At 68.4% G+C, this 25,834-nt stretch carries 25 protein-coding genes and 1 tRNA gene; 17 read left to right on the top strand and 9 right to left on the bottom strand.

Annotation, left to right across the window (positions count from 1 at the left end; all coding sequences use genetic code 11):
- Positions 1-47 precede the first annotated feature (47 nt).
- The 7 genes from FDP22_RS04165 to FDP22_RS04195 all read right to left on the bottom strand — a co-directional run bounded on the left by FDP22_RS04165 (position 48) and on the right by FDP22_RS04195 (position 7,353).
- Positions 48-989 carry an RDD family protein gene (locus FDP22_RS04165; RefSeq protein WP_239031862.1) on the bottom strand — a complete coding sequence of 314 codons (942 nt, stop codon included), beginning with the start codon at positions 987-989 and terminating at the stop codon, positions 48-50.
- A complete protein-coding gene (locus FDP22_RS04170) occupies positions 986-2,089 on the bottom strand; it encodes a stage II sporulation protein M (RefSeq protein WP_138578527.1) in 1,104 nt (367 codons plus the stop codon). Before FDP22_RS04170 ends, FDP22_RS04165 begins: the two co-directional genes overlap by 4 nt.
- Positions 2,086-3,624: a DUF58 domain-containing protein gene (locus FDP22_RS04175; RefSeq protein ID WP_138578529.1), complete on the bottom strand. Its 1,539-nt coding sequence runs from the start codon at positions 3,622-3,624 to the stop codon at positions 2,086-2,088. Before FDP22_RS04175 ends, FDP22_RS04170 begins: the two co-directional genes overlap by 4 nt.
- Positions 3,621-4,577 (bottom strand): AAA family ATPase, encoded by a 957-nt coding sequence (locus FDP22_RS04180; RefSeq protein ID WP_138578532.1) that lies wholly within the window; start codon positions 4,575-4,577, stop codon positions 3,621-3,623. The genes FDP22_RS04175 and FDP22_RS04180 overlap by 4 nt, the downstream gene beginning before the upstream one ends.
- A complete protein-coding gene (locus FDP22_RS04185) occupies positions 4,546-5,832 on the bottom strand; it encodes a hypothetical protein (RefSeq protein WP_138578534.1) in 1,287 nt (428 codons plus the stop codon). The genes FDP22_RS04180 and FDP22_RS04185 overlap by 32 nt, the downstream gene beginning before the upstream one ends.
- The gene (locus FDP22_RS04190) at positions 5,829-6,563 is read right to left on the bottom strand and encodes a DUF4129 domain-containing protein (RefSeq protein WP_138578536.1); all 735 of its coding nucleotides are present in this window, start codon (positions 6,561-6,563) and stop codon (positions 5,829-5,831) included. The genes FDP22_RS04185 and FDP22_RS04190 overlap by 4 nt, the downstream gene beginning before the upstream one ends.
- 91 nt (positions 6,564-6,654) lie before the next feature.
- On the bottom strand, positions 6,655-7,353 hold the full coding sequence (locus FDP22_RS04195) for a fumarylacetoacetate hydrolase family protein (protein WP_138578538.1): 699 nt from the start codon (positions 7,351-7,353) through the stop codon (positions 6,655-6,657).
- Positions 7,354-7,487: 134 nt separating this feature from the next.
- Between FDP22_RS04195 and FDP22_RS04200 the strand changes: the two genes are divergently transcribed.
- The 4 genes from FDP22_RS04200 (at position 7,488) to FDP22_RS04215 (ending at position 12,962) form a co-directional block, all read left to right on the top strand.
- Positions 7,488-9,125 (top strand): thiamine pyrophosphate-binding protein, encoded by a 1,638-nt coding sequence (locus FDP22_RS04200; protein WP_138578540.1) that lies wholly within the window; start codon positions 7,488-7,490, stop codon positions 9,123-9,125.
- A 61-nt stretch (positions 9,126-9,186) separates the two neighbouring features.
- The gene (locus FDP22_RS04205; protein WP_138578542.1) at positions 9,187-9,882 is read left to right on the top strand and encodes a DUF1045 domain-containing protein; all 696 of its coding nucleotides are present in this window, start codon (positions 9,187-9,189) and stop codon (positions 9,880-9,882) included.
- Positions 9,883-10,323: 441 nt separating this feature from the next.
- A tRNA-Arg gene (locus FDP22_RS04210) sits at positions 10,324-10,400 on the top strand.
- 552 nt (positions 10,401-10,952) lie between these two features.
- Positions 10,953-12,962: a ParB/RepB/Spo0J family partition protein gene (locus FDP22_RS04215; protein ID WP_138578544.1), complete on the top strand. Its 2,010-nt coding sequence runs from the start codon at positions 10,953-10,955 to the stop codon at positions 12,960-12,962.
- A 154-nt stretch (positions 12,963-13,116) separates the two neighbouring features.
- On the opposite strand, the gene FDP22_RS04220 is transcribed toward FDP22_RS04215, so the two are convergent.
- A complete protein-coding gene (locus FDP22_RS04220; RefSeq protein WP_138578546.1) occupies positions 13,117-13,452 on the bottom strand; it encodes a hypothetical protein in 336 nt (111 codons plus the stop codon).
- A gap of 367 nt (positions 13,453-13,819) precedes the next feature.
- Between FDP22_RS04220 and FDP22_RS04225 the strand changes: the two genes are divergently transcribed.
- Both FDP22_RS04225 and FDP22_RS04230 read left to right on the top strand, forming a co-directional pair.
- Positions 13,820-14,119, top strand: coding sequence for a DUF736 domain-containing protein (locus FDP22_RS04225; RefSeq protein WP_138578548.1), 300 nt, complete (start codon positions 13,820-13,822; stop codon positions 14,117-14,119).
- Between the two features lie 300 nt (positions 14,120-14,419).
- Positions 14,420-15,265 (top strand): DUF932 domain-containing protein, encoded by an 846-nt coding sequence (locus FDP22_RS04230; protein WP_138578550.1) that lies wholly within the window; start codon positions 14,420-14,422, stop codon positions 15,263-15,265.
- Positions 15,266-15,416: 151 nt separating this feature from the next.
- Here FDP22_RS04230 and FDP22_RS04235 read toward each other — a convergent pair whose 3' ends face one another.
- Positions 15,417-15,635: a helix-turn-helix domain-containing protein gene (locus FDP22_RS04235; protein WP_120323806.1), complete on the bottom strand. Its 219-nt coding sequence runs from the start codon at positions 15,633-15,635 to the stop codon at positions 15,417-15,419.
- 272 nt (positions 15,636-15,907) lie between these two features.
- Here FDP22_RS04235 and FDP22_RS04240 point away from each other — a divergent pair, with 272 nt between their 5' ends.
- The 11 genes from FDP22_RS04240 (at position 15,908) to FDP22_RS04295 (ending at position 25,420) form a co-directional block, all read left to right on the top strand.
- Positions 15,908-16,162, top strand: a complete 255-nt coding sequence (locus FDP22_RS04240; RefSeq protein ID WP_138578551.1) for a DUF2285 domain-containing protein — start codon at positions 15,908-15,910, stop codon at positions 16,160-16,162.
- 157 nt (positions 16,163-16,319) lie between these two features.
- A complete protein-coding gene (locus tag FDP22_RS04245) occupies positions 16,320-17,099 on the top strand; it encodes a DUF2285 domain-containing protein (protein ID WP_138578553.1) in 780 nt (259 codons plus the stop codon).
- Positions 17,100-17,217: 118 nt separating this feature from the next.
- The gene (locus FDP22_RS04250) at positions 17,218-17,484 is read left to right on the top strand and encodes a helix-turn-helix transcriptional regulator (RefSeq protein WP_138578555.1); all 267 of its coding nucleotides are present in this window, start codon (positions 17,218-17,220) and stop codon (positions 17,482-17,484) included.
- A gap of 7 nt (positions 17,485-17,491) precedes the next feature.
- Positions 17,492-18,385 (top strand): replication initiator protein A, encoded by an 894-nt coding sequence (locus FDP22_RS04255; RefSeq protein WP_138578557.1) that lies wholly within the window; start codon positions 17,492-17,494, stop codon positions 18,383-18,385.
- Positions 18,386-18,641: 256 nt separating this feature from the next.
- Complete coding sequence (locus FDP22_RS04265) at positions 18,642-19,163, top strand: DUF2840 domain-containing protein (RefSeq protein WP_138578561.1); 522 nt, start codon at positions 18,642-18,644, stop codon at positions 19,161-19,163.
- Positions 19,160-19,738, top strand: coding sequence for a S26 family signal peptidase (locus tag FDP22_RS04270; RefSeq protein WP_138578563.1), 579 nt, complete (start codon positions 19,160-19,162; stop codon positions 19,736-19,738). Before FDP22_RS04265 ends, FDP22_RS04270 begins: the two co-directional genes overlap by 4 nt.
- Positions 19,719-20,051, top strand: a complete 333-nt coding sequence (locus tag FDP22_RS04275; RefSeq protein ID WP_138578565.1) for a DUF736 domain-containing protein — start codon at positions 19,719-19,721, stop codon at positions 20,049-20,051. The genes FDP22_RS04270 and FDP22_RS04275 overlap by 20 nt, the downstream gene beginning before the upstream one ends.
- Before the next feature lie 3 nt (positions 20,052-20,054).
- On the top strand, positions 20,055-20,921 hold the full coding sequence (locus tag FDP22_RS04280; protein WP_138578567.1) for a lytic transglycosylase domain-containing protein: 867 nt from the start codon (positions 20,055-20,057) through the stop codon (positions 20,919-20,921).
- A 304-nt stretch (positions 20,922-21,225) separates the two neighbouring features.
- Positions 21,226-22,956, top strand: coding sequence for a relaxase/mobilization nuclease domain-containing protein (locus tag FDP22_RS04285; protein WP_138578569.1), 1,731 nt, complete (start codon positions 21,226-21,228; stop codon positions 22,954-22,956).
- A 20-nt stretch (positions 22,957-22,976) separates the two neighbouring features.
- Positions 22,977-25,007 (top strand): conjugal transfer protein TraG, encoded by a 2,031-nt coding sequence (locus tag FDP22_RS04290; protein ID WP_138578571.1) that lies wholly within the window; start codon positions 22,977-22,979, stop codon positions 25,005-25,007.
- The gene (locus FDP22_RS04295) at positions 25,004-25,420 is read left to right on the top strand and encodes a ribbon-helix-helix domain-containing protein (RefSeq protein WP_138578573.1); all 417 of its coding nucleotides are present in this window, start codon (positions 25,004-25,006) and stop codon (positions 25,418-25,420) included. Before FDP22_RS04290 ends, FDP22_RS04295 begins: the two co-directional genes overlap by 4 nt.
- Positions 25,421-25,834 lie beyond the last annotated feature (414 nt).

Raw genomic sequence — 25,834 nt, forward strand, 5'->3', positions numbered from 1 at the left:
CCGGGGCGAGCGCGTTCCCGGGCCAACGTAGCACTCCTTGCGGGGGATCAAACCCCGGCGGCGGGCCCGCCGGGCGTTCCGGCCGCCGGGTCATGCCGGCTCCGGCGCACCTTGCCGAACAGCCGGCCGCGCTCCAGCTCCGCGCGCTGCGCGGCGTAGAAGGCGCGCAGGAAGGCCTCCGCCTCGGCGGGCTCCACCCGGCCGGTGTAGGCGATGCGGTCGCGGATGCGCTCCGCCACCGCCGCCATCCGCGCGCTGCGGGCCGCCATGGCACTGGCCTTGTCGCTCGCTCTCGCGCGCAGGACGCGCTCCAGCGTCTGCAGCTCGTAATCGCCGTAATGGCCGAGCTGGTGCGGCAGGAAGGTGAAGTCTCCGGAGGCCGTGTCCGGCGCGGCGGCGGTCTCCACCGCGATGTCGGGGAGAAGGTGCAGCGGCGGCTGCACCACCACGCAGGTGCCGGCGATGATGTCGCCGATGCGCTGGCGCTCGCGGTTGAACAGCGGCACGGCCACCAGGACCCCGATCCAGACGGTGAGGGCGAGATAGCCGGAGGCCTCCAGCGAGCCGGCCGCCAGCATGGCGGTTGCCGGGGCGAAGATCTCCATTTCCTTCAGCAGGTTGCGTGCCGCCACCGCATGGGCCCCGAGGCCGCGCCCGTCCGTGGAGATCACCCGGATGCCGGTCATCCGCTTGCCCGGGGTCTGGCCGTTCCAGAACAGCTCGGTGAGGATGTAGTAGGGCGCGCGGATGAAGAAGAACAGCACCGCCCCCAGCCCGATCACCAGCGGCTCCGGCGCGTCGAGCCCCAGCGTGAGGACGATCAGCAGCGCGGCCAGCGCCAGCAGCGTGAGGACGAGGTCGATGGTCTGCGCGGTGAGGCGGGTGCCCAGGCCGGCAACCTCGAGCCGGATCGGCACCCCCTCGGGCGGCACGAAATCGCGCAGCAGGCGCGGGGGGCGCGGTGCGGCGGAGGCGCGTCTGCGGCTCACGGTGCCGGCCTCCGGCTGCCGAGCAGGAACCAGGCCATCCACACGGCGCCGATGCCCCAGCCGATGGCCAGCCGCGCCTCCAGCCCGGTGACCAGCTGGCGCCCGAAGCCTTCCAGCAGCGCCGCGAGCACGAGCATCAGCGCCGCGAGCAGCGCCAGCTTCACCGCGTCGCGACCCTGGGCGCGCAGCGCGTCGCCGCGGCTGCGCGGCCCGGGGAACAGCACCGCCTCGCCCAGCCTCAACCCCGCCGCCGCCGCGATGAGGATGGCGCCGATCTCCGTCACCCCGTGGATCGACAGCCAGCCGGCCACCTCCATCCCGAGGCCCCTGTCCACGTGCAGCGCCACGAAGGCGCCCATGCTGAGCCCGTTGTAAAGGCAGAGCAGCAGGGTGGGCATGCCCGCCAGCGCACCGAGGGAGAAGCAGAAGATCGCGATGCGCGCGTTGTGCGAGAACAGGAAGGAGGCGAAGGCGGCCAGCCCGCCCAGCGGGCCCTCGTGCGGGCCCTCCAGCACCTCGCGCAGCTCGTCCGCGGTGCTGTCCGGGCCGCGCGGGTCGCCGCCGCCGGAGGGCACGAGCGTGTAGTACCAGGTCGCGTCCTGGAAATAGAGCAGCCAGCCCACCAGCGCGCCCAGCAGTGTCACCAGCACCACGATCCCCAGGTGCGGGGCGGAGCGGCGGAAGGCCGGCGGCACCCCGCGCAGGAAGCGCCCGAACAGCCCGGAGAGGGTTTCCTGCGGCGCGTAGACCGCGAGGCAGGCCCGGGCGCACAGCGCCTCGAGATAGGCCCGCAGCGCCGCGTCCAGCGAGATTTCCCGCGCCACGGAGAGCGCGCTCACCGCCTGCCGGTAGAGCACCGCGAGGTCGCGCGCCTCCTCGAAGGAGAGCGCGCGCATGCCCTGGCGCTCGGCGCGCTCCAGGATGGATTCGAGACGCCGCCAGCCGGCTTCACGCTCGCGCCGGAACCCGGTGGAGCGCAGGGTAGGGGTGGTCTCCGGCGAAGGCGCCTGCGCGGGGGGCGCGGCGGTGCCCGCTGCGCGGGAGGCTCCGGAAGCCGCCGCGCGCGCGGCATCGGAAGCGGGGGCCTGCGGCTCGCTCATATCACCTCCCGTGCCTTGAGATCGAGATAGGCGGAGACCAGCCGCGCGGTGAGCTGCCCCGGCGCCACGTCCAGCACGGCGATGCCCAGCCGGTGCAGGCGCTCCAGCACCACGCGCCGTTCCGCGCGCATCTGGGCGGCGGCCACCCCGCGGGCCAGGGCGTCGAGCGTGTGCGGCCGCGCGGTCGCGGCGCGCGCCAGGCCCGGGTCTCCCAGCGCGACGAACACGATCGCGTGGCGCCGGCTCAGCGCGCCCAGCGTCTCGACCAGCAGTTCCGCCGTTGTCGGGTCCGCGAAATCGGAAAACACCACGATCAGGCTGCGCCGCGGAATGCGCGCGGAAAGCCGGGAGAGCGCCAGCGTGTGATTGGTTTCCACCATCGCGTAGTCGAGGTCGGCCATCCGCCGCCGCAACCGGGCGAAGGCGGCCCGCCCCGGGGCGGGCGGCACGAAGAGGCGCGGCTGGGAATCGTAGGCGAAGAGCCCGATCTGGTCCCCGCCCAGCGCCGCGGCCCAGGCCACGGCCAGGGCCGCGTGCACCGCGTGGTCGATCTTCGGCAGGCCCTCCACCTCGGCGCGCATCTGGTAGCCGTTGTCGAGCGCGAGGATCACGTTGTGATTGCGCTCGGCGCGGGATTCCTTGGCCAGCAGGCTGCGGTGGCGGGCGGAGCGCTTCCAGTCAATGTCGCGGATGTCCATGCCGGCGGTGAAGTCGCGCAGCTGGTGGAACTCGGAGCCGTCGCCGCGCGCCGAGGTTTCCTTCAGCCCGTAGAGGGCGGAGCGCACGTCGACATCGATGCGCCCGGACGAGACCGGCCGGATGTCGGGCACCGCGGCGATGCCGAGGTCCAGCGCCAGCCTCGGGGTGAATTCGAACAGCCCCAGCCGGCTGGTCCAGGTGAGCCAGAGCGCCTCCAGCCGCCAATGGCCGCGGGCGCGGGCGCGCAGCGACGCCTCGGCGAGGAAGCCGCCGCCCTGCGCCGGGCGGCTGTCGATCGCCTCCGGGCCCTCCAGGCCGTCCGGCCAGTCCACCCGGGCGCGGGGGGCGGAGGCGGGGCCGGGCGCGAAGCGCAGGGTGAGCCGGGCCTCCGAGCCCACGAACACATCCGCCGGCAGGCTGGCCTCCACCCGGGCCCGGCCGCGCAGCGACAGCGCGAGGTCGCCGAGCACCAGCCCGAGCAGCGCCAGCCAGATCAGCGCCGCCGCCGTCTCGCCCTGCCGCCCGGTGGCCAGCACCACGGCGGAGAGCGCGAAGCCCGCCGCCCCGGCCAGCAGCAGGCGCGGCGCCGGGCGCAGCCCGATCCGCCAGGCCGGCAGGCCCCGGCCCGCGCGCATCCGCAGCCCGGTGAGCAGCAGCCCCAGCGCGAGGAGCGTCGCGATCCAGGCCGGCCAGTCGCCGCCCGCCGGGCCCGGCACCGCCCCCAGCACCACCGCGAGCGCGCCCGCGAGCAGCAGCGCCGCGAGGGCGATCAGCCCCGCTCCGGCACGGCGTGGGCCAGGGCCGGCAGGTGGCGTTCCGGGGGCGGCCTCGGTCACCGCGGCGCCTCGACCTGGTCGAGGATGTTGGCCAGCACGTCGTCCGGGCTGCGGCCCTCGATCTCCGCCGTGGGGCCGAGCACGATGCGGTGGCGCAGCGCCGGGCCGCAGAGGCGTTTCACGTCGTCGGGAAGGGCATAGTCCCGCCCGTCCAGCGCCGCCAGCGCCCGGGTGGCCGCGGCGATCGCGTCCGCCGCGCGGGTGGAGGCCCCGTGGGTGATCTCGGCCGCCGAGCGCGTGGCCCGGGCGATGGCGAGGATGTAGCGCAGGATGCTGTCATCGAGCCGGATGGCATCGACGCAGGCCCGCCCGGCGGCGATCTCCTCCGGCCCGGCCACCGGCGCAATCTCCGCCAGTGCGGCCTCCCCGCCCAGCGACCGGTCCGCATGGCGGCGCAGGATGTCGAACTCGGTCGCCTCGTCGGGGAACTCCACCAGGAGCTTGAACAGGAACCGGTCGAGCTGGGCCTCCGGCAGCGGGTAGGTGCCCTGCTGCTCGATCGGGTTCTGCGTGGCGACCACGGTGAACCAGGGCCCGAGGTCGCGGTCCTTGCCGTCGATGGTGGCGCGGCGCTCGCTCATCGCCTGCAGCAGGGCGGCCTGGGTCTTGGGCGGCGCGCGGTTGATCTCGTCGCCCAGCAGGATGTCGGTGAACACGGGGCCCTTCACCAGCCGGAAGGCGTTGGTGCCGAAGTCGAACAGATTCGCGCCCAGCACATCGCCCGGCATCAGGTCCGGGGTGAACTGGATGCGGCCGAAGCGCAGGCTGAGGGCGGCTGCGAAGCTGCGCGCCAGCAGGGTTTTCGCCGTGCCCGGCGGGCCCTCCAGCAGCACGTGCCCGCGCGAGAACAGCGCGGCGAGCATCAGCTCCACCGTCTCCTCCTGGCCGCGCACGGCCCGGCCGATCTCGCCGCGGATCGCGTCAGCGAGGCCGGATAGCTGCTCCAAGTTCATGCCTGATCTCCTCGATGATGGTCTCGAAACGCTCGAGGCGCGCCAGCGCCTCGGTGGGGGCGGGCCGCCCGGGGCAGGTTGCGACGGCGTCTGCCGCAGCGCTCAGCCGCGTCGCCAGCCCCGTGTCGCGCCGCGCCACCCGTTCGCGCACCTGGGCGAGCGCATCGCCGGAGCCCCGGTGCGGCCCGAACAGGTCCGCGGCCAGGGCCTGCAGCCGGGCCGCCGCATGGGCGCGCAGCAGGTCGCCGTCATGGCCCGTCAGGCGCATCAGCCGGGACTGGGCCTCCAGCCCGGTGCCGCGCCCGAAGCGCCGGCCGGTGCGCAGCGGCGGCCCCGCGCGCACCGCGCCGCGCCACAGCGCGAGCAGCGCCAGCCCGGCCGCCGCCGCCCAGAGCAGCGAGAAGGGCCAGGCAAAGTAGCGCTCCAGGTCCTGCGCGGTGCGCTCGCGCAGGTCCTCGCCGGCCCCGTCCGACATCCAGATATCGGTGCTGTAGTCGATCAGCACCGTGCCGCTGCCGGCCGCCTCGGACAGGAACCAGCGCGCGAAGGCGGCATTGTCGCCCAGCGCCAGCCCGGCGTTGGACATGAGGTCCGGGTCCGACAGCAGCAGGAAGGTGCTGCGCTTCGTCTCGCAACGGCCCAGCAGCATGCCGCGCTCCGTGCCGATCAGCGGCGTGCAATCCGGCGCCTCGACGAGCTGCGGCGCGTAGATTTCCAGGTCGAAATCGCCCTCCGGCGGCCGGAAGCCGACGAAGCCGCCCTCCGTGCGCCGCAGGGTGAGGGGCATGCGCAGCGCCTTGGCATATCCTCGCGAGACCGCGGCGGTGTCATTGGCGAAAGCGGGGTGCATGCGCCCGCTTGCGGGAACGGCGCCGCGCCATTTCGGCAGGATCAGCAGCGTCGGAATGTCCAGCTTGCTCCGCAGCACCCAGGCGGGGATGTCCACCAGGTCCGCGTTCTCCCGCGCCCGGGCGCGGGTGTCGGACGGGGCACCCGCCCGCGTGGGGTCGGTGTCGTAGAGCGGCAGCAGGCGCAGGCCGATGCTGCCCGGGTCGCGATAGGTGCCGCCGGTGAAGGTGCGGGCGTCGATACCGTCCTGCCGCAGCCATTCCGCCAGCGCGTCGAAGCCGATCACCGACTGGCGGATCTCGCCCCTCGGGCTGGCGAGCCAGACCCATCCGGCCACCAGCGCCGCCACGCCGACCAGCAGCAGCAGCGTGTCGCCTCCCGGCAGGCGCCGCGCTCCGCTGCTCATGCCATGGGCCCCGTGGCCGGGCCGAGGATGCGGCGGGCGCGCTCGGCGCAGGCCTCCAGCACGCCCGGGGGCACATCGCGCCCGCCGAAGCGCACGCTTTCCTGCGTGCGCAGCAGCTCGGCCAGGTCCCGGGTGGCGGCGCGCTCCGCCGGCAGGGCGCGCAGCACGTCGCGCGCCGTCTCGCCCCGGCCGACGCGCCGGCCCTCCGCGGCAGCGGCATGCGCGAGAACGAGCGCGAAGAGCCGGCTCAGCGCCTCGCGCCGGTCGTCGAGGGCGAGGATGTCGCTGAGCGAGGAGACGGACCCCTGCGGCGCCGGCGCAGGGCCGGCCGCCGTGGCCGTGCCGCGCGGGCGGCCGTCCGCCTGCGGCCGCCGCGCCGCGACCCGGCCCCCGCCATGGACCACCGCCAGCGCGAGGAGGCCGAGCAGGACCGCCCCGGCCACCCCGACCAGCACCCAGCGCATCACCGGGCCCAATGCGTCGAGGCTGTCGAATACCTCTGACCCCTCTGCCGGATCGGTGTCCGGTGCGAGGGCGGGCGCCGGGCCGTCGGGATCATACCAAGTGCCCTCGGTCTCCAGCCCGCTTTCCTTCAGCGCCTGCCGGAAGGCCGCGCTGCCGGCGCCCGACGGCGGGTCCAGCCGCACGGCGGGCGGGGCGGGGCCCGTGTCCGGCGCGGCGGGGGCCGCGATGGCGAGCAGCAGGCCAACGATGAGGGAGGGCAGCTTCATGAAGGACGGCGGCCTGTTCTGCTGCGACGGGCACGAGGAAAGGCGACCGTAAGGACCGCCTCCCCGCATTGCAACAGGAGCGCGGGGCGGCTCAGCCGCGCGGCCCGATCAGCGTGGTGAGGCTGCCCAGGGCCGGAATCTCGACCACGCAGGTGTCGCCCGGCACCAGTTCGCCCACGCCGGCCGGCGTGCCGGTGAAGATCAGGTCGCCCGGCGCCAGCGCCACGCTGCGCGACAGGATGGCGATCACTTCCGGGATGCGCCAGATCATCTCGGAGAGATCGCCCTCCTGCTTCACCGCGCCGTTCACGGTGAGGCGGATCGGCCCGGCCTCCGGGTGTCCGACCGCGGACACCGGGTGCACGGCGCCGCAGACGGCGGAGCGGTCGAAGCCCTTCGCCAGGTCCCAGGGGCGGCCCATCTTCTTCGCCACGCCCTGCATGTCGCGGCGGGTGAGATCGTTGCCGATGGCATAGCCCCAGACGTGGGAGAGCGCCTCCGCCTCCGGAATGTCGGCGCCGCCGGTGCTGATGGCCACCACCAGCTCGGCCTCGAAATGCAGGCTGTCGGTCTGCGGCGGATAGGGCAGCGTCTCGCCGTCCTGGGCCAGCGCGTCGCCCGGCTTGGAGAAGAAGAACGGCGGCTCGCGGTCCGGATCATTGCCCATCTCGCGGGCATGGGCGGCATAGTTGCGCCCCACGCAGTAGATCCGGCGCACCGGGAAGCGCGTGTCACTGTCGGTAACGGGAAGCGAGGGGGTGGCCGCGGGGGGGAAGGCAAACTGGGTCATCTCGGTCCTTTTCAGCTCGGTCCTGCCAGCGATACGCCGGAGCCGCGCCCGGGTCGAGCCCCCGCGCACCCTGTTGCCGGCGCCCGTGGACATGCTATGCCTCGCGGACGCGAAAAGGAATGCGAGGGCATGACATGAAGACCGGCGGACAGCTCATCGTCGAGGGACTCGAGGCGCAGGGCACGGACAGGGTGTTCTGTGTGCCCGGAGAAAGCTACCTCGCCGTGCTCGACGCCCTGGTGGGCAGCGGCATCCGCCCCGTGCTCGCCCGCCAGGAAGGCGGCGCGGCGATGATGGCGGAGGCCGACGGCAAGCTCACCGGCCGCCCCGGCATCTGCTTCGTCACCCGCGGCCCCGGCGCCACGAACGCCGCCGCAGGCGTGCATGTCGCCCAGCAGGACGCCACGCCGATGATCCTCTTCGTCGGGCAGATCGGCCGGCGCATGCGCGGCCGGGACGCCTTCCAGGAGGTGGACTACCGGCAGTTCTTCGGCTCCATGGCCAAGTGGGTGGAGGAGATCGACCACGCGGACCGCATCCCCGAGGTCCTCTCCCACGCCTTCCATGTCGCGATGAGCGGCCGGCCCGGCCCGGTGGTGCTGGCCCTGCCCGAGGACATGCTCTCCGGCGAGGCCCCTGCCCTCGCGCCCGCGCCGCGGGTGGAGGTGGCCGCGCCGGCCCCCGCGCCGGGTGACATCGACCGCCTCGGCGCCCTGCTGGCCGCGGCGGAGCGCCCGATGCTGGTGGTCGGCGGCGCGCGCTGGGAGCCGGCGGACAGCGCCGCCCTCATCCGCTTCGCCGAGGCCTGCGACCTGCCCGTCGCCTGCTCCTTCCGCCGGCAGATGCTGCTGGACAACACCCACCCGCATTACGCCGGGGACATCGGCCTCGGCCCCGCCCCGGCCCTGGTGCAGCGCATCCGCGAGAGCGACCTGCTGATCCTCGTCGGCGCGCGCTTCTCCGAGAACCCGTCGCAGGGCTTCTCGCTGCTCGACATCCCGGCCCCCGCGCAGACGCTGGTGCACGTCCACCCCGGGCCGGAGGAGCTGGGGCGCATCTATGCCCCCACCCTCGCCATCAACGCCACGCCGGGGCGCTTCCTCGATGCGGTGGCGGGCCTGTCGCGCAGCGCCACCGGTGCCGCCGCGGCGGCCAACGCGGCGTGGCACGCCTGGTCCGACACCCCGCCCGAAACCCCCGGCGCCGTGCAGATGGGCGCCGTGATCGCCCATCTCAACGCCGAGATGCCGGAGGCCTGCATCACCAACGGCGCCGGCAACTACGCCACCTGGTCTCACCGCTTCTTCCGCTACCGCGGCTGGGGCAGCCAGCTTGCGCCCACCTCCGGCTCCATGGGCTACGGCCTGCCCGCCGCCATCGCCGGAAAGCTGCGCATGCCCGGGCGCGAGGTGATCGCCATGGCCGGCGACGGCTGCCTGCAGATGACGATGCAGGAGTTCGGCACCGCCTGCCAGGAAGGCGCGGCGATCCTGCTGATCGTGGTGGACAACGGCATCTACGGCACCATCCGCATGCACCAGGAGCGCGAATACCCCGCGAGGGTGAGCGCCACCACCCTGCGGAACCCGGATTTCGCCGCCATCGCCCGGGCCTACGGCGCCTTCGGCGCCCGGGTGGAGCGCACGGAGGACTTCGCCGCCGCCCTTGCCGCGGCGCGGGCCAGCGGCGGGCCTGCCCTGCTGCACCTGCTCACCTCCCCGGAGGCGATCACCCCGGCGCGCACCCTCACCCAGATCCGCGAGAAGCGCTGAGACGGTCGCGAAACCGTCACGATCCGGTGCCACACCCCGGCCAGCGGCAAGGAGACACGCGATGAAACGCTACGGCATCTACTACGCCCCGCCGGCCGGCTCGGCGCTCGCCCGCTTCGGCGCGGACTGGCTGGGCTGGGACGCCGAGGCCGGCCGGGCCTGCCGGCCCGACCCGATGCCGGAGCTGCCGCTGGACTGGGAGAGCGTGACCGCGACACCGCGCCGCTACGGCTTCCACGGCACGCTGAAACCGCCCTTCGCCCTCGCCCCCGGCACGGATGTGCAGGGCCTGCTCGCCGCGGTCGAGGCGCTGGCGGCCGGCATCCCGGCCTTCGGGATCCCGCCCTTCGCGCCATCGCTGGAGCATGGCTTCCTCTCCCTGCGGCCCTCCGGGCCCTCCGAAGCACTGGAGGCCCTCGCCGCGGACTGCGTGCGCGCCCTTGACCGCTTCCGCGCCCCGCCCTCCGAGGCGGAACTGGCCCGGCGCCGCAAGGCCGCCCTCTCCCCCGCCCAGGAGGCCCATCTCGCCCGCTGGGGATACCCCTATGTGATGGAGCAGTTCCGCTTTCACCTCACGCTGTCCGGGCACCTCGGCCCCGAGGATGCCGCGGCGCTGCGCGACGCCCTCCGGCCCCTGCTGGCCCCGCTCACCGCGCCCGGGCGCACCGCGCCGGAACCGGTGCGCGAGCTCTGCGTGTTCGGAGACCCGGGCGACGGCCCCTTCCACCTTCTCCACCGCGTTCCCCTCACCGGCTGAGGCGCGCAAAGAACCATTTGCACTGCCCTCCGGCATCGACTATACGACCCCCGGTGCACCCGTGGCCCGACCGGACAGAGCGCAGCGCTCAGAAGGCGGATGCCAAGGGGAGTGCCGTGAAGAAGAGGACTAGGAAAGACGCGTGATACCAAGCTCTTGCCGGGCAGATCGGGTTTCGATCAGAGGGCCGGAGACGTCACGTAAGCAGTCAGGGTCTGATTACCCTGCTGTGCACCCGTAGCTCAGCTGGATAGAGCGCTGCCCTCCGAAGGCTTACGTCCGACGCGAGAGCAGTGATTTTATACCGGATTTGCGCGGGTTTAGGGAGGCTGAAGAAAGAAAGGACGAAAAAACTCACCAAAATCTCACCGTGATCGGACAGCCGAATTTGATCATGGATTGACGTTTTTCGGCGCAAATCTTACGGCTTTTACGCCTTACGCACCCATAGCTCAGCTGGATAGAGCGCTGCCCTCCGAAGGCAGAGGCCAGAGGTTCGAATCCTCTTGGGTGCACCAAAACTCTCCAAGAAAATCAGTAGGTTGAGTGGGTTGTTACCTCTCCCGCCAGTTCTCCCGCCAAACCGAAAACTCACCAGCTTTGGCCGTGATGACAGCAAGAACCCCGGAATTCTGCCCGAAACGCCTCGGGTCAAACTCACCAACAGCGAAAACTCGCCTGAAAAGCGTCCCTGCCAGCGAACGGAACGCGACTGAGGGATGACCGAGGGAGCGACGCGCTTCCCTTCAGGACCGGCGCTCTATCTCCGCTGCGCTCCGACCGAACCCCTGATGGGTTTCGGCGCATCCGCGTCACGATCACCTAGCGGACGGCGTGGACACGCAGAACAATAGCCGGTGCCTGTTCGGTGGCGCCGCAAGCGGCGCGGTGCTTGGGGCGCTGCCCCTGGCGCCCTTCGGATCGGCTTCCGCCCAGCTTCCTCCGCGCTGCGCGCTCCGTGCAGCCGGTTCCCCGCGAAGCCGCCCCTCCGGTTGCCCCCCTGGTCTCGCCGACGGGCAGGGTTTCAGCGCGGCGCTTCCCGCTGCGCGGAAACCCAAGGAGTAGGGAAAATGACCGATACCATCGAAACCGGGACGACCGAGCAGACCGAACAGGTGAGCCGCATCATCCATGTGCCGCTGAACAAGCTCAAGAAGTCGCCCAACAACGCTCGCAAGGTGCCGCACAGTGAAGCCACCATCGAGGCGCTGGCAGCATCCATCGCGCACAAGGGGCTGATACAGAACCTTGTGGTGGAACCCGAAATGAAGGGCGACAAGCCCACCGGCGCATATCTCGTCACCGCTGGCGAGGGCCGCAGGCTAGCCTATCTGCTGCGAGCCAAGCGCAAGGAGATCAGGAAGAACCATCTTATCCGCTGCTGGCTCGACACCGAGAATGACCCGTCCGAAGTCTCGTTGGACGAGAACGTCACGCGCGAGAACATGCACCCCGCCGACCAGTTCGAGCGGTTCCATGAACTGTCCCGCGACAAGGGATGGGGCGCGGAGGAAATCGGTGCGCGGTTCGGCGTCTCGCCCGAGATCGTCAAACGGCGGTTGCGGCTCGGCGCGGTCAGCCCGAAGCTGATGGGCATCTACCGGCAGGACGGGATCACGCTCGACCAGTTGGCGGCGTTCGCGATCACCGACGATCATGCCCGGCAGGAGCAGGTGTTCGACAATCTGTCGTGGAACAAGGAACCGTGGATCATCCGGCGTGACCTCACCGCCAGCAATGTTCCGGCAGACGACCGGCGGGCGGTGTTCATCGGCGCGGATGCCTATATCGAGGCAGGCGGGACGATCATCCGCGACCTGTTCACCGAGGATGACGGCGGTTTCTTCGAGGATTCGGGCTTGCTCGACATGCTCGTCACCGAGAAGCTGCGCGAGATCGCCAGCGGCGTCCTGGCCGAAGGCTGGAAATGGGCCGAAGCGTGCATCGACTTTCCGCATGGCCACGGGATGCGGCGTCATTATCCGCAGCTTGTCGCCTTGTCGGATGAGGACGAAGCACGGTTTTCGGAAGCAGCGGAGGCGCATGACGCCTTAATCGAAGGCTATGACTCCTATGAGGATATGCCCGACGAGGTAGCGGCGAAGGCGCAGGCGTTGAGCGACGAGATCGACGCGATCAGCGCCAAGCGTTCGGCCTACGACCCTGCGATCATCGCGCGTGGCGGCGTGTTCGTCTCGCTCGGTTCCGATGGCAATGCGAAGATCGAGCGCGGCTATGTGCGGGCCGAGGACCAACCGCAGGTAGAAGCGGAGGACGAGAGCGACGGTATCGTGTCCGAAGATGGCGAAGCCGTTGGGAACGAGGATGCGGACGGGGAAGATGTTGAGGACGCCGACGCGGCTAAGCCCATTTCTGACACGCTCTTTCGTGACCTCACCGCCCATAGGACAATGGCCCTGCGTCTGGTCCTTGGCGAACAGCCCGGCATGGCGATGATCGCGCTGACCCATGCGCTGGTGCTGGACCTGTTCTATCGTGGGTTCGGCAAATCCTGCCTCGAAATCACCGCCAAGAGCGAAGAACTCGGCATTCATGCCGAGGGCATTGCGGATAGCAAGGCGGGCGAGGCGCTGGCGGCACGGCACGACCAATGGGGCGCGCAGCTTCCGAGCGAGGCGGCGGACCTGTGGCCCTTCCTCGCCGGGCTGGACGCCGACAGCCGCACCGATCTTCTGGCACATTGCGTGTCGCTCACCGTCAATGCAGTGAAGGTGCCGTGGGAGCGTTCCACCGGACGCATCGAGGCGGCGGAGCGGCTGGCGCAGGCCATGAGCCTCGACATGTCCACCACGTGGCAGCCGACTGCCCGCAGATATTTCGGGCGCGTGACCAAGGCGCACATCGCGCAGGCCGTGAGCGAGGCAGTGTCTTCGGAAGCCGCCGAGCGCATCGCACCGATGAAGAAGGCGGACATGGCCGAGGCGGCAGAACAGCTTATCGCCGGAACCGGATGGTTGCCTGCCGTGCTGCGGACCATTGTGCCGGAGCCGGAAGGTGATGAGGTGGAGCAGATTGAAGTCATGGAAGTGGACGATGCCTATTCGATTGCAGCCGAATAGGTGATGGGCCGGGGCTGCATCGACGGCCCCGGCTTTTCCAATCAGTCAGAGCCGGATAATTCGCGGCCGCACCCTCACGGGCGCGGCTGCTCTTGTCACATGCGAAAAAGTGCGCCGCTCGCCGGGCTCATGCCCGGCTCGCGCAAACAGGGTTTTAGCCAAAGAGACCAGGCAGTACCGGCATAAACTCGCCATACGTCATCGCGCGCGCAGCGTTACAGGCTGGGGCCACCGTCACCCATTCCACTCGCCAGTCGAGGCGCAGCACGTCACCGGCACCGTCTCGCTGGATGCGCGTGATGCCCGCCCCCTCCTCGCTGACCGCGAAGCGGCAGGTATCATTGTCGCCGTAAACGGCTTCGATCAGCGTGCCATCCGAGAAGCTGATCCAGCAGCGCCCGGCGCCGCCACGCGGCACGGCCAATTCCGCGTCTATGTCGCCCACCACTCTCAGCCTCATGCGGTCCTCGCCGCGAATCATCACGCTCATACGACATCCCTCGATTCGGAAAGCCGCAATCTGGAACATAATGGGAACATTATTCAAGAGGCATCTCCGCCAGTGACGTCATCGGAACGAGCGACAGGCATCGATCGCGAAGGTTGAGAGGCCTTCGATCTTCGCCCCACGCCCGCATAGATGGCTGCTTTGGCAGAATCCGTCCGCCCTTCCGCAAAGGCGTCGGACGGCTTTTTTCCGCCGCCCGTGACCGGGCTTTGCTGCGCGAAGCAAAAAAGTCGCCCGCCGCCAAACCTCCACTGCGTTCCGGCCGCAAGCGGTGCGGGTGCGTCTCGGTCCCCGCCTTCGAGACGCCATCGCGGTCGCATGGGGCGACCCGATACGAAAGGACTGAACAATGGCGATCATCGGAACCTTCACCGCCCAGGACAACCGCTTCGTGGGCAAGCTCGAAACCTTGACCCTCTCGCAGCCCATCCAGATCCGGCCCGTCGAGAAGGATAGCGACAAAGCGCCGGATTACCGCGTCTATGCCGGTGAGAGCGAGGTTGAAATCGGCGCCGCCTGGAAGAAAACCAGCCGCGACGGCCGCGACTATCTCTCGGCCAAGATCGACGATCCCAGCCTTCCCGCTCCGATCTACGCTTCGCTGACGGAGGGCGACGACGGCAAGCACCAGCTCATCTGGTCGCGCTGACCGGCGCACCAGAACGGCGCCCGCCGATGGCGGGGCGCCTTCTTGCTGTTCTTGTGGGTGACGATGACAAGATGGACGGGCCATCTGGCCCGGCGCTGATGATCGGGTTGCTTGGGACGCTGCCCCGAGCGCCCTTCGGAGCGGCTTCCGCCCAGCTTCCTCCACGCGCGAACGCGTTCCGTGCAGCCGGTTCCCCGCGAAGCTGCCCACTCCGGTTGCACCCCCGGTCTCGCCGACGGGCAGGGTTTCAGCGCGGCAGTACCGCTCGCGCGGAAACCCAAGTCAAGGAAGGAAAGACCCATGAGCATCCATCACCTCGCCACCCGGTTCGGTCGCAATGCCCATCAGATCAGCGGGCGCGATCCGCTCGACAACGAGGCGCTCTATCGCCACGTCCCATCCATTTTCGCCAACGAAGCGCATGACAGCCGTTCGCAGCGCTATGTCTATGTTCCGACCATCGACATCGTGGAGGGGCTGCGCCGGGAAGGCTGGTTCCCGTTCTTCGCCGCCCAGTCAGTCCCCCGCGACGGCAGCCGTCACGGCCACGCCAAGCACATGTTGCGTCTGCGCCGGGATGACGGCATCGGCAAGCCCGAGGCCGCCGAGGTCATCATCGTCAACAGCCATGACGGGACCAGCGCTTACCAGATGTTCGCCGGAATGCTGCGCTTCGTCTGCACCAACAGCATGATCGCGGGCGAGCGGTTCGAGGAAGTCCGCGTACCCCACAAGGGCAATATCCAACATGACATCATCGAGGGTGTTTACACGGTAGCGGAAGACTTCCCCCGGTTGATCGATGCCAGCGAGAACATGAAGGAAATCCAGCTTTCCGGCGACGAACAGCGGTTGCTGGGTGAAGTCAGCCTTGTCGCCCGCTACGGCGACGACGAAAGCCCGATCCGGCCCGAACAGATCATCGAGCCGCGCCGCCGTGAGGATAGGGACCCGAGCCTCTGGACCACGTTCAACGTCATTCAGGAGAATGTCATTCGGGGCGGCTTGCAGGGCCGCAAGCGCAATGCCGAAGGGCGCATTCGTCGCAGTCGATCGCGTCCGATCAACGGCATCGACCAGAATGTGACCCTCAACCGGGCACTGTGGACGCTGGCAGAAGGGATGCAGCGCCTCAAATCCGCCTGATCGCGGCGCCGTAGGGCCGGTTCCGGCCCTACGGCTTCCCGGACTGCGCAGGCTACCGACCCGGCCGGTCGAAGCGGACGGGCTCGCCGGGCGTTCGCCCGGCTCGCGTTTCAGTGTTCTGAATGGCTGACAAGGATTTGATAAATGAGGGTCAGGCCTGATCGTCCGGCTGCACCAATTCGACGTGACTCACGCCAAGAGCCTGGGCCAGCTCATACAGCGTGATGACGGTTGGATTCCTTTTGCCGCGTTCAAGGCTGCTCAGATATTGCTGACTGAAGCCGGACCGCGCTTCCACCTCTTCCTGGGTCAGCCCCTTGTCTCGGCGCAAACGCGCGAAGTTCCGGCCAACCAATTTGCGCATATCCATGCGCTGCAGGATCGTGATTTACATACTTTGAGTTTATCAACTATAGTATGTAAACGACCTTCGCTGTGTTGGCGCCCCGTTGGTACGCGCACCAAGACTATGTGCATGTATCACCGGCGAGACGCTCCGGCCGAAGGATAGAAGCGCAACCGAGTTATCCGCAAATCATCATGTTGCGATAGCGAATGCGGGAGGATTGCTTCGATCCATTCCGGTGTATGTTTGGTAAATCTGCACACACTTGGATCGGGGTTGAGGCGAAGAGGTAAGCGATGGGAATACCCGTCTTCGACGATCACGCCCCGGACGTGCCATACGTCACGGCTTACGACGAACGCCACCATCACACCTATTGGCGGCTGCTCGATGCAGCCGAGGAAAAGGCCGACTGGCAGGAGGTGGTTCGCATCATCTTCGGCCTGGACCCGACCGCCGAGCCGGACCGGGCGCAAACCGTCTATGACAGTCACCTCGCTCGCGCTCGCTGGATGTGTGAGAGTGGTTATCGCCACTATCTGCGGTCCTGACCCAATCCATCAAATCCGCACCGCCCGCCGGCATCCTCCTCTATCGCTGTCTTAATTCCGCTATGCGCCGGAGCGCGCAGCGGAACTTCCCTGCGACTGCCACCCCGAACAACATCTCTCTTCGCGCTCCGCAGAGAGCCATGCTTGGGAGGGGCATATGCCGCCTGAGAGGGACTGGCGCGCGCCCCCGGACGAAGCCGGGAGCGATGCGCTCGCATATTCCGACATCGCCCTCGGCTATCTCAGCCGCAACCCGACTTACCGCGCCGACTACACCCGCGCGCTACGGTGTGTGAAGCGTGGGACGATCACCGCTGACGACGCCACCACCGGTTTGGTGCGCCGCTGGGGCATCAGCTTTCACGCAGAACCGGCGACGGCCTTCGATCCGAAGCTGGCGGTCGCTCGACCGGACCTGTCGCCGGCCAGCATCGTCCTGGTTCCAGCGCCGCCCGACATCGGCGCGATGCCCGGCATCGACGAAAAGCGACTCGGCACAATCCGCGCACGAATGCGAATCGGCAAATATATGCACGTCATTCTCGCTGATTCCGATGGCGACGAGCACATCTGGATCGCGGGCGCGCTGGACGGCCCGTTGGCAATGATGCTGCCGATCGAGGCCGATCCGTTTGCTCGTCTTGCCGCAGCCGAGCGGCTTTGCCGCCGCCTCAACGGCACGGCGGCGGGACCGCCGACATTGCGGCCGCCACCCTTTCGGCGCCTGCACCTGCTCACGCTGCTGCAGGTGCTCGACGGCCTGCAGGCGGGCGCCACGCAGCGGGAGCTGGCCGCATCGCTCATTCACCAGAAGGTTCGCCGTTACAGCGCCGCAGACTGGGTTGAAAGCAGGGAACGCAAGCGCGTCCGCCGCTGGATCGCCGAAGCCGTCGAGCTGCGCGACGGCGGCTATGTCCGTCTGCTGCGTGGCGGCTGAGGGGACGTTTTCACGCCCACCGGCAATGTCCCTTCTTTAGACAGCGGTCGTTTCGCCATCATCGCCTCCTGACCGCCGGCCTTCCTTGCGGGTGCCGGCCATCACCAGGAGGATCATCATGACCGAACCTGTGGCCGTGATTACGCCGCGCTACCTCAAGACGCCCGACGCGGCGATCCACCTTGGCCTGTCGGCCCGGACGCTGGAAAAGCACCGCTGCTTCGGCACCGGGCCTGTGTTTCGCAAGCTCGGCGGCCGCATCGTCTATGCGATCGACGACCTCGAAGCCTGGGCGGCGCTGGGCACCCGTCGCTCGACCTCCGACACTGGCACCGGCGTGGTCCATCCCGCCAAGCGCCAGCCCACCGATTGCGTCCGGCGCTGACAGGTCCATGCAGGCTGCACGTTCCCATTCCGGGCAAACCAGCGCTGAGCGGACGCAGCTCGAGCTGTTCCGCTCCGTCCCCGGCGACCTTGCCGCACGCGATGCTCAGGATCTCATGTCCTGGCCCTTCTTCAGTCTGGCCAAGACCAGGCGGCAGGCGCCGATCGACTTTCGGATGGGCGCGACATGGATCTCGATCGAGGCCGTCCCCGAGCACGGCATAGCGACGATCTGGGACGCCGACGTGCTTATCTGGGCCGCCAGTCAGCTCGTTTCCGCGCGGGATGCAGGGCGGCCGACCTCACGGCTGATGATGACGACGCCGCACGAGATACTGGCATTCACCCAGCGCGGGACCGGTAAGGCGAGCTATGAGCGACTGAAGGCGGCGCTCGACCGTCTCCAATCCACCACCGTCGCCACCTCGATCCGACAGGAGCACCAACGCCGGCGCCATCGCTTCTCATGGATCAACGAGTGGCGCGAACTGGCGGACGGCAACGGCCGTGCGCTGGGCATCGAACTGATCCTGCCCGACTGGTTCTATGCTGGCGTGCTCGAGCGCGCGCTCGTGCTGACGATCGACCGCGCCTATTTCGACCTGACGGGTGGTCTCGAACGCTGGCTCTACCGCATCGTGCGCAAGCATGGCGGACGGCAGGCCGGTGGCTGGAGCTTCGATGTCCCGCACCTTCATCTCAAGTCGGGCGTGCTCTCGCCGCTGCGCCGCTTCGCGTTCGAGCTCCGCGCCATCGTCGCCCGCCAGCCACTCCCCGGATACGTCCTTGCGCTTGAACATGCGCTCGGCCGAGACCGGCTGAATTTCACGCCGATTCCAGTCGATCCGTTCGATGCCGCCGTGCGCCGCGTCGGTCTCAAGCCTGTGGAGAACCGGCCATGAGACACGGACTATCAGGAACGCCCGGAGTCGGACGATCAGGAACGCGAAACACGGACTATCGGGAACACTTATCTCCCGAAAACCCGCAGAAAACCGCGCGGAATCACCCCCTCTCTAACTATCCTAATAGAAAAGAATCCTTCGGATTCTTGCTAACGGCGCGCGTGGCTGTGGAAGACACGGCGCCGTTCGGCCAGCGGCCCGCCCGCCGCCATCGCGCAGCGCCCATCGCGGCGCTTATCCCGGGAGACAATCGGTGACCGACGACCGACCCCCGGCCGTCCGCCCCGGCGGCGCGTTCGGCGCGCTTGCCCGCGACGGCCTCACCCATGTCGAGTTGACCTGGATCGAGAAGAAACTGGAACACTGGATACGCTTCGGCCGCATCGCGGACGATCGTATCCTTACGCGCCGGACGCGCGTGGTCGGCTTCCGGCCGGGCGCGGTCTTCGCCTTCGTCCGCTGGGCGTCCAACGACTTCGGCACCATCGTCTCGCGTATCGACGTGGTGCGCGCGGTGGCGGCGAACGAGCCCTATACCACGCTGCCCTTCGTGCGGCCGGGCGGTGATATCCTGCTCAAGATCGAAGGCTGGCCGAAAGTTCAACAGGTACTCGCCGCCATAGACGCGGTGGAGACCGCTGCCGTCGATCCGTGCGACGCCGCGCCAGACCACTGGCGGCATGTCCACCAGCGCATTACCGCCGGGCATCAACCACGGCTCTACACGGCCGAGCGCCATACCGCCTGGCTCAAGCGCCGGGAGATCGAGGGATGACCCGCCGCCGCTACGCTGTGGCGACGGCCATCGCCGCGTCGGCTTTTGCGGTCTCGTTCGTTGCCGTTGCCGTCGTCCATCCGCAGCCGCGCCTCGTCTGGAACGCCAGCGCCAGCGCGCCGATCGGTCTTTACCGCATCCAGACCGACCGCGATCCGCCCACAGGTGCGCTGGTCGCTGCAATGCCACCCGATGGACTCGCGCGTTGGCTTGCCCGGCGCGGCTATCTGCCCGCCGGTCTACCGCTGCTAAAACACATCGCGGCCAAGGCCGGACAACGCATCTGCCGGCACGGCGCTGTCGTGAGCATCGACGCGCGTCCCGTCGTCATCGCCCGCGCACGCGATGGCCGAGGCCGCCCACTCCCGGTCTGGCACGGCTGTCACACGCTGCAAGCTGGCGAGCTGCTGCTGCTCAATCCGGCGGTCCCGGACAGTCTGGACGGCCGCTACTTCGGCGCGCTTCCGGCGTCGGCCGTCATCGGACGCGCCCTGCCGCTGCACCTGAGCCCACCTCCGCAACGCCTTCACACGTCAAGCCCGAAGGAGACTGACCATGCCCGTGAACGTCTTTGAGCCGACCGACAACGGCTATGCCGGTCGCATCCGGCTGTTTGCGATCGACGAAACGATCATGCTCGTTCCAGCCGAACCGAGCGACGCCGAGGACGCGGCCGATTACCGCATCCATCTCGACAACGCAGAGGGTCCGATCGTCGGTTTCGCCCGCAAGCGCACCAGCGAACGGGCGGGCGACTACATCGCGCTGGAGATCGAAAGCCCGCTCTTTGCGCGTTGGCTCAAGCCCAAGCTGTTCCGCGCGGATGCCCAGGGCCGGACTTTTCGGCTGTCGTGGCACCACCCGCGATCCAACCAGGACCGGAACTGATCGGTGCTGATCCCGATCATCCCTTTGTTCGCGGAAAAGCCGTCTCATCCCTTCGTCCCGCTCGATCGTAGGCCGGCCGGCGCGCACAGCGAAGGTCAAGGGCGGCCCCCGACCGGCGCATCGCGCGCACCCTTTGCCGGAGCGAGCACGCTGGCAGGCTGGCGGCGGAGCGGAGTCGGATCGGTCGTCGGTCTGGCGATCCTGCTGCTGGCCTCGCCCAGCACAGCGCTGGCGCAAAATGCGCCGGCTGAAGAGACGACTGCGAGCACCCCTTATGCCGCACTCATCGTCGAGGCGGCGGAGCGCTTCGGCATCCCAGAGCGCTGGATATGGGCAGTGATGCAAGCGGAGAGCAATGGCGATCTCCGCGCCGTCTCTTCGGTCGGAGCGATGGGGCTGATGCAGATCATGCCCGCCACCTGGACCAGCCTGCGCACACGTTATCGGCTCGATTCCGATCCGTTCGACGCGCACGACAACATCCTGGCGGGCGCGGCTTACCTGCGCGAGATGTACGACCGCTATGGCGACGTGACCGCCATGCTGGCCGCCTACAATGCGGGTCCTGGCCGTACCGACGAATATCTTTCGCGCGGCCGTCCGCTGCCTGTAGCCACGCGCGCCTACATCGCGAAGTTGGTGTCGATCACCGGTGGTTCGGACGACACCCGGCTCGCAGTTGCGCAGCCGTCCGATCCCTTTGCCTGGCGCCGTGCGGCGCTGTTTCCGGCACGCGCGGGTGGGTCTTCTACTGCCGCCACCGCACGTTCGGAAGGTGCGCCGGCCGTCCCATCACCCGTCGCCGCAGAGCCTGTCGCGCTTCACCAAGCCAGCTTGTTCGTCCCCCTTTCCGACGAGATCACACAATGATCGCGCGAGATCGTCAGCGTTTCGGCCGTCCATTTGCCGTCAGTGACGGTATTCACGCGCCCTGGCGTTGCCAGTCGCAGCGTGGCCCAGCGCCGGAAGGGAGAAGGCTTCAGCTTTTGCAGGGGAAGTGTCGAGGGCAAGATAAAGGGCGGCAATGTGCGAAGCCCCTGCGCCCCGGTCGTGGCCTTGATTCTCAAGGCTTTTGGGCATTGCGGCGCAATGTGTGCGGAAATCCCGCACTGTGCGGCGCTATCCGAAACTCAGTTCCCGCCTCGGTTTTTCGCATTGTGCGGAGCGCCGCCGCATGAGTGGCGACGAGAATTTCCGCATTCGGCCTGGCCGCATCCGCTCGCGCGGCAGCCAACGTGCGCGGCCGATCATCGCGCAGGCGCTTGCCGCCGCGCAGCGCGCCGGGGGGCATATCTCGCGACGCGGCCGGATCATTGCGCCGGGCCGTTCGACCTTCGGCCGGGGCCGCGTCGCCAGCCTGCGCGCCACGCACCGGCTCGGCCACCGATCACGCCAGGTCGTCGTCAAGGCGCGGGTGGTCCGTCACGGTGGCCGCGCCTCGCTCGCGGCTCACCTCAACTATCTGCAACGCGATGGCGTCACCCGCGACGGTGAGAAAGGCATGATGTTCGGTGCAGACTCCCAGGGTCTCGATCGCAACGCGTTCGCCGCGCGCTGCGAGAACGACCGCCATCATTTCCGCTTCATCGTCTCGCCCGAGGACGCGCCCGACATGGGCGATCTCAAGGGCTTCACCCGCGAGCTGATGACGCAAATGGAAAAGGATCTCGGCACCAGCCTCGACTGGCGAGCCGTCGAGCACTGGAACACCGATAACCCCCATGTCCATGTCATCGTGCGCGGCGTCGCCGAAGACGGCCAGAACCTGGTCATCTCGCGCGACTATATCGGTGAGGGAATGCGCGCCACCGCGCGCGAGATCGTCACCCGCGAGCTGGGGCTGCGCAGTGACCTCGACATCCGCGCCTCGCTGGAGCGCCAGGTCGACTCCGAACGCTGGACCGAGATCGACCGCGACCTCTCGCGCACGCTTGGCCGCGAGGGCGTCATCGACATGGCTCCCGAACCGGACGTGCGGCCCGACGGCGACCACACGCTGCGGATCGGACGGCTGCGTAAGCTCGAGAGACTCGGCCTCGCCAGCGAGATCGCGCCGGGTCAGTGGACGCTTGCCGGCAATGCGCAGACCGCCTTGCGCGAGCTGGGCGAGCGCGGCGACATCATCAAGCGGATACACAAGGCGATGAGCGACCGCGGCGTGGACCGGGGTGCCGCCGGCTATGTGCTCCAACCCGATCCCTCCCAACCCGTCATCGGCAAGCTGGTCGACCGCGGTCTTCATGACGAGCTGACCGGCCGCGCCTACGCGATTGTCGACGGGATCGACGGGCGTACCCACCATGTCCAGTTTCCCGACATCGAGGCGACCGGCGATTGCAAGCCCGGCGCGATCGTCGAGCTGCGCCACTTCGAGGACCGCAAGGGCCGCCAGCGGGTGGCGCTCGCCGTGCGTTCGGACCTGGACCTGTCGGGACAGGTTCACGCGCCGGGGGCCACCTGGCTCGACCGCCGCAACCTGTCGAGCGAAGGCCGCGATCTCGGCGGCGGCTTCGGTACCGAAGTGCGCACGGCGATGGAAGCGCGCGCCGAGCATCTCGCCGACACCGGCCTGGCGCGGCGGCAGGGGCAGCGCATCGTTTTCGCGCGCGGCCTGCTCGACAGGTTGAAGCGCCGCGAACTGGACGCGGCGGCCAAGGACCTGTCGGCCGAGATCGGTCTGCCGCACACGCCGTCCAAGCCCGGTGAATATGTCGCCGGCACCGTGCGCCAGCGCCTCGCGCTCGCCTCGGGCCGCTTCGCCATGATCGACGACGGCCTGAGTTTCCAACTCGTCCCCTGGACCCCCTCGCTCGACCGCCAGATCGGCAAGCACATTTCCGGAGTCATGCGCGGCGACGGCGGCGTGGACTGGTCGCTCGGTCGCGGCCGGGGGCTCGGGCTGTAACCCTTCCAAGGAGATTGAATATGCCCGCCAGCAGGATTCTTTGGGGCCAGGTCGTCACCGTCCTCGCGATCATCGTCGCGACGCTCTGGATCGCCACTCAATGGACGGCCGCGGCGCTCGACTACCAGCCGCAGCTCGGACCGCCCTGGTTCTTCGCCTTCGGGTGGCCGGTGTATCCGCCCTACGCGTTCTTCGTCTGGATGTTCTTCTACGACGCCTATGCGCCCAGGATATTCGAGACCGGCGCGCTAATTGCCGCTTCGGGGGGCTTCCTCGCCTTCATCGTCGCCATCGCCATGTCGGTGCGCCGCGCCCGCGAACTCAAGAACGCGGAGACCTATGGCTCGGCCCGCTGGGCGGAGCGACAGGAGGTAGAGGCCGCGGGCCTGCTCGGGCCGAACGGCGTTACGCTGGGCCGGCTGGGACGCGACTATCTGCGCCACGACGGCCCTGAGCATGTGCTGTGCTTCGCGCCGACCCGGAGCGGCAAGGGCGTGGGTCTGGTGGTGCCGACGCTGCTGACCTGGCCGGAGAGCTGTATCGTCCACGACATCAAGGGCGAGAACTGGCAACTCACCGCCGGCTTCCGCGCACGCCACGGCCGCGTATTGCAGTTCGATCCCACCGACGCGCGCTCGGCCGCCTACAACCCGCTGCTCGAAATCCGCAAGGGCGCGCTTGAGGTGCGCGACGTGCAGAACGTCGCCGACGTGCTGGTCGATCCCGAAGGCAGCCTTGAGAAGCGCAACCACTGGGAAAAAACCTCCCATGCGCTGCTCGTCGGCGCGATCCTGCATGTCCTCTATGCCGGCGAGAACAAGACGCTGGCCGGCGTCGCTGCCTTCCTGTCGGACCCGCGCCAACCGATCGAGTCCACCTTGCGCGCGATGATGACCACGCCGCATCTTCGGCAAGCCGGCGTCCATCCGGTGGTGGCCTCGGCCGCGCGGGAGTTGCTCAACAAATCGGCCAACGAGCGATCCGGCGTGCTCTCGACCGCCATGTCGTTCCTCGGCCTCTACCGTGACCCCGTCGTCGCCGAAGTGACCAGCCGATGCGACTGGCGCATCGCCGATCTGGTTGAGGGAGCGTTGCCCACCACGCTCTACCTGGTCGTGCCGCCCTCCGACATCTCGCGCACCCGGCCACTGATCCGGCTCATGCTCAACCAGATCGGGCGCCGCCTCACCGAGGACCTGAAGCCCGCAGCCGAGCGTCACGAGCTGCTCATCATGTTCGACGAGCTACCCTCCGAAGGGCGCCTGGACTTCTTTGAGAGCCAGCTCGCTTTCATGGCCGGCTACAAGATCAAATGCTTCCTGATCGCGCAGTCGCTCAACCAGATCGAGAAGGCTTACGGCCCCAACAACGCGATCCTCGACAACTGCCATGTCCGGGTCTCGTTCGCTTCGAATGACGAGCGCACCGCCAAGCGCATCTCCGACGCGCTCGGCACCGCCACCGAAATGCGGGCGATGAAAAACTATGCTGGCCATCGGCTCTCGCCCTGGCTGGGCCATTTGATGGTGTCGCGCTCCGAAACCGCCCGCCAACTCCTCACACCCGGTGAGGTGATGCAGCTCCCGCCCGACGATGAGATTGTGATGGTGGCGGGCGTGCATCCGATCCGCGCCAGGAAGATTCGCTACTTTAAGGACCGGCGGTTCACTGAACGGGTGCTGGCGCCGCCGAACCCGAAGGCCGGCGTCGGCAAGCCGCGGCCCGATGACTGGAGCGATATGCCGCCGATCGCGGCACCGCCGATGCCGGAGCCGACCGAGGAGAAGGCGCCGAAGAAACCGAAGAAGAAAAAGGCCGCCGAAAAGGCGGCGGAGGAGGACGATGCGGAGAATGCGGACCTGCGCCGCGAGCCAGACATGGAGCGCCATATTGACGTCGCGCCGCCGCCCAGCCCAGCGCCCGCCAACGAATTCGAGCTTGACGATCTGGAACCCGATACCGACGCGGCGCGGCAAGCTACGATACGGCGACAGATGCAGGGCATGGCCCGGCAGGCGTCACTCGATCCTGACGACGGCATCGAGCTATGACCACCAAGACACCATTCTCGGTCTATCTCGACCCGGAGCTGATGCAGGCGCTCGCCGCCTATGCCGACCGGCGTGGAAAGTCGCGCTCGCTGGTCGCAGAGGCTGCCATTGCATCCTTCCTGTCGCCCGACGCCGATGAGCAGCGGGAGGCGGCTATCGCCAAGCGGCTTGATCGGCTCGACCGACGCCAGATGCGGTTGGAGCGCGATGTCGGGATCGGCGTTGAGATGATCGCGCTGTTCGTTCGCTTCTGGCTGTCCAACACGCCGCCACCGCCCGATACGGAGCGCGCCGCGATGCGCCACTTGGGTGGCGATCGATACGACGCCTTCATCGAAGCGCTGGGCCGTCGACTTGCGAAAGGTCCGAAGGTCCGGCAGGAGATCAGCGAGGATGTCGAAGCTGCATCATAGAAGTCCGCTCGGTCGGACGATCCGGAAAGGCAGGTTACAGCCGCACAAATGGAATAGCCGACATTCGGATGCGTCGTTGTCCACTTCCGACCCTTTTCGCTCCCTCAGGCGCAATTTTGCTCTCCTAGGAGCGGACGTTCTGCTTTTCCGGCAGATCCCGAATAACCCAAGCCATTCAGGGTGGTTGATGGCATAACAGGTTCTTGCTGAAATCCGCCGTTCGGGTCACGCGCCCAGTTGGTCGGTTTGCGCCCGTCAATCGTAGAAGCGCATCTCAGCACTTACTACCTGTCGAATGCCAGCTTGCTGCCACCGCGGTGCGAAACGCGCCAGATTTGGCCGAATCCCACTATTTTCAGCCTGTATGTCGCGCGCCGCAATGACCGACGAGCGAGTAATATTCCGGCGTCGATT

The organism is Paroceanicella profunda (assembly GCF_005887635.2).
Lineage (GTDB): Bacteria > Pseudomonadota > Alphaproteobacteria > Rhodobacterales > Rhodobacteraceae > Paroceanicella > Paroceanicella profunda.